The following is a 3,258-nucleotide window of genomic DNA, read 5'->3' as shown; positions in this document are numbered from 1 at the left end:
GACGGCATCCGGATCGGTCTTCAATTCCTCCCATGCCGCGACCGCCGCATCCCAGTCGCTACCTTGTGGCGCATGGGGACGGCCCTTGATGTACTCGTAGGTGATCTCGTCCGGGGCGATCATCCCGGCGCGTGCGCCCGCCTCGATCGACATGTTGCAGATGGTCATTCGAGCTTCCATCGACAGCTTCCTGATGGCTTCGCCGCGGTACTCGAGAACGTATCCCTGACCGCCACCGGTGCCGATCTTCGCGATCACCGCGAGAATCAGATCCTTGCTCGTAACCCCGGGAGCCAGCTCACCGTCGACCGTGATGGCCATCGTCTTGAAGGGTCGCAGTGACAGTGTCTGAGTAGCCATGACATGTTCGACCTCGCTGGTACCGATACCCATCGCGATCGCGCCGAACGCGCCGTGGGTCGAGGTATGACTGTCGCCGCACACCACCGTCATCCCGGGCTGCGTCAGCCCCAATTGGGGGCCGATGATGTGCACGATGCCCTGATCCAGATCGCCCATCGGATAGAGCCGAACACCGAACTCCTCACAGTTTCGGCGCAACGTGTCCACCTGTGTACGAGACACCAGGTCCTTGATCGGCGAAAAAATGTCCGCCGTCGGTACGTTGTGATCCTCGGTCGCGATGGTCAGATCGGGTCTACGCAACGGGCGGTTCGCCAGACGCAGACCGTCGAAAGCCTGTGGACTGGTGACCTCGTGAACCAAATGCAAGTCGATGTAGATCAAGTCGGGTTCACGCGAACCGCCCTCGCCACCGCCGCGAACGACGACATGCTGATCCCAGACTTTCTCTGCCAGTGTGCGTGCTGTGCCGGCCATAAGAACACCAACCATTCCTCGAGTGCGTAGCGCCGGTGGACTGTTCGGCTGGCCCACGTCGCGTATTCCGTGTCGACATATCCAAACTCGACCCGGTGGTGACTTCCCACTATGCGAGACGATAATATCGACCTATGAGACAGCATAGCGGCATCGGTGTTCTCGACAAAGCGATGGGTGTTCTGCACGCGGTGGCCGAGGAACCCTGCACGCTCAGCGATCTCTGCACTCGCACCGGGCTTCCGAGAGCAACCGCGCACCGCCTCGCTGTCGGCCTCGAAATTCACCGCCTGCTGACCCGCGATTCGAACGGACTATGGCGACCCGGCCCAGGGCTTGCCGAACTCGCCGCCACCGCAGCGGACACACTGATCGATGCCGCAGCAGCCGTTCTTCCTCGCCTTCGTGAAATCACCGGCGAAAGCGTGCAGGTCTACCGCTGCGAGGGGACCGTCCGCGTGTGCGTGGCCTCGATGGAACCACCGACAGGACTGCGCGACACGGTCCTCGTCGGTGCGCGATTGCCCATGACCGCAGGCTCCGGCGCAAAGGTTCTGCTCGCGTGGGCCGATGCACAGACTCAACGCGCGGTGCTCGCCGACGCGGAATTCGGCGAGCGCGTTCTCGCCGAAGTACGCAGGCGCGGATGGGCCCAGAGTGCAGGTGAACGGGAGCCTGGTGTCGCAAGCGTCGCTGCGCCGGTCAGGGACGGTGCGGGCAACGTGGTTGCGGCCGTGTCCGTCTCGGGTCCGATCGACCGAATCGGCAGGCGCCCAGGCGCACGATGGGCCGCCGACCTCCTCGCTGCGGCCGATGCGATACACAAACGTTTGTAGCGACTCTCGCCGAAACACGGTGCCTCGGCGGTAACGTCTGCTACATAGGACAGCGTGGGTAACAACCAGCGTGCACAGATCACGATGTCAGAATCCGAGACCGCCACGTTTCTCGAGCGCTCTCGCATCGCCAACCTCGCCACGATCGGCCCCGACGGGAGACCTCACCTGGTCGCCATGTGGTACGCCCTGATCGACGGGGACGTGTGGTTCGAGACGAAGTCGAAATCACAGAAGGCTGTCAACCTCCGCCGAGACTCCAGGGTGACGATTCTCGTGGAAGACGGTCTCACCTACGACACCCTCCGAGGAGTGTCGATCGAGGGGCGGGCCGAGATCGTCGACGATCCCGCGTCGATCAGACGGGTCGGCATCAGTGTGTGGGAGCGCTACGCAGGGCCGTACTCCGACGACGTAGCGCCACTCGTCGACCAGATGATGAACAAGCGCATTGCGGTGCGCATCGCCGTCGATCGCGTCCGATCATGGGATCACCGCAAGCTCGGACTTCCTGCCATGCCACTCGGCGGGACTACGGCAAGGTACTTGTGACCGCTCCGGCGCGCTCGCGCGGAAAAATCGGGTGAGCACGACGTCACAGGTGCGGTACGTTTCAATCGTCACCGACGTGCGAGGAGCGATCATGTCCGAATCGACCAACGAAGATCTCAAGAAGAAGTTTCGTGAGGCACTCGAGAAGAAGAACCATAAGTCGACCCTGTCCACCGAGCACAAGGACAGCGGCTCCAAGATCAACAATGCGCACGGTCCTGCAGATCACCAGAAGATGTTCCGCCGCAAGAGCGTCTGACATTCTTCGGCAAGGATCGAGCAAGAAAATACCCTCTCATCGCACGCGATGAGAGGGTATTTTTCGTTCTTGTAGCCCCGACGGGATTCGAACCCGCGCTACCGCCTTGAGAGGGCGGCGTCCTAGGCCGCTAGACGACGGGGCCAGGAACTTTCAGATACTGCATACTCACAACCAAGACGGACCAGTTGAAAGCTCAGCCAGCTTAACCGGCTGACGCTCGGCGACCAAATCGTCTCCGAACGCTTGCTGGGGTACCAGGACTCGAACCTAGAATGGCGGTACCAGAAACCGCTGTGTTGCCAATTACACCATACCCCAATGACCTTGGCGCTGATCCGCATCCTGCCGATGCGCACCGCGTTTCGAGCCGGGATAGAGACTATCAAAGGACAGTGGTGTTTCTCCAAATCGCCAGGTCAGGGACCTCGATTCGAGCTCAGTGGTAGCGATCGACCCTGCCGGCGACGGTCCGACGCGGTCAGCGCAGACTCGAGTGCGATGAGAACTGCGAGTTCGACCCGATGAGGATGGTGGTAGCGCCCACGGATGCGTCGACGTTCCTATTCCCCACCGCCGAGGACGGGGTTCCCTCGGGACCGACCATCGAGTGCTCGGATCTCGCGGAGACTGTCTCTCGGATCGAACGGAGCGAGCAGCCCCGATGGGTGTGGGAGAGCACCGCCCGCACCTATCCGGCGCTTCTGCGCGCGGATGTCCGGGTGGCCAGATGCCACGACCTGTCGTTGACCGAGGCCATTCTCCGAATGC

General features: G+C 61.9%; 4 protein-coding genes, 2 tRNA genes and 1 pseudogene. 4 read left to right on the top strand and 3 right to left on the bottom strand.

What is annotated here, in order from left to right; all coding sequences use genetic code 11:
- Nucleotides 1-840 (bottom strand): aconitase family protein (locus A2J03_RS17095; RefSeq protein ID WP_269455216.1); only part of this gene is annotated, 840 nt, incomplete at its 3' end.
- Between the two features lie 134 nt (nucleotides 841-974).
- Here A2J03_RS17095 and A2J03_RS17090 point away from each other — a divergent pair.
- From A2J03_RS17090 to A2J03_RS31160, 3 genes are all read left to right on the top strand, one after another.
- Nucleotides 975-1,676 carry an IclR family transcriptional regulator gene (locus A2J03_RS17090; RefSeq protein WP_068376165.1) on the top strand — a complete coding sequence of 234 codons (702 nt, stop codon included), beginning with the start codon at nucleotides 975-977 and terminating at the stop codon, nucleotides 1,674-1,676.
- Nucleotides 1,677-1,730: 54 nt separating this feature from the next.
- Nucleotides 1,731-2,228: a pyridoxamine 5'-phosphate oxidase family protein gene (locus A2J03_RS17085; protein WP_068376164.1), complete on the top strand. Its 498-nt coding sequence runs from the start codon at nucleotides 1,731-1,733 to the stop codon at nucleotides 2,226-2,228.
- A gap of 91 nt (nucleotides 2,229-2,319) precedes the next feature.
- Nucleotides 2,320-2,487: a DUF5302 domain-containing protein gene (locus A2J03_RS31160; protein WP_197480833.1), complete on the top strand. Its 168-nt coding sequence runs from the start codon at nucleotides 2,320-2,322 to the stop codon at nucleotides 2,485-2,487.
- 72 nt (nucleotides 2,488-2,559) lie between these two features.
- Here the strand turns inward: A2J03_RS31160 and A2J03_RS17075 are convergent.
- Nucleotides 2,560-2,632, bottom strand: a tRNA-Glu gene (locus tag A2J03_RS17075).
- 104 nt (nucleotides 2,633-2,736) lie between these two features.
- A tRNA-Gln gene (locus A2J03_RS17070) sits at nucleotides 2,737-2,808 on the bottom strand.
- Between the two features lie 203 nt (nucleotides 2,809-3,011).
- On the opposite strand from A2J03_RS17070, the pseudogene A2J03_RS31725 reads away from it, so the two are divergent.
- Nucleotides 3,012-3,258 (top strand): annotated as a pseudogene (locus tag A2J03_RS31725) (bifunctional 3'-5' exonuclease/DNA polymerase); the annotation flags it as partial.

It is taken from the genome of Rhodococcus sp. EPR-157 (genome assembly GCF_001647195.1).
Lineage (GTDB): Bacteria > Actinomycetota > Actinomycetes > Mycobacteriales > Mycobacteriaceae > Rhodococcoides.
This window is presented reverse-complemented; position numbering and strand designations above follow the sequence as displayed.

Bases quoted from the DNA above. Each gene is read 5' to 3' on its own strand.
- A2J03_RS17090 (WP_068376165.1), top strand. From the start codon at position 975: ATGAGACAGCATAGCGGCATCGGTGTTCTCGACAAAGCGATGGGTGTT.
- A2J03_RS31160 (WP_197480833.1), top strand. From the start codon at position 2,320: ATGTCCGAATCGACCAACGAAGATCTCAAGAAGAAGTTTCGTGAGGCA.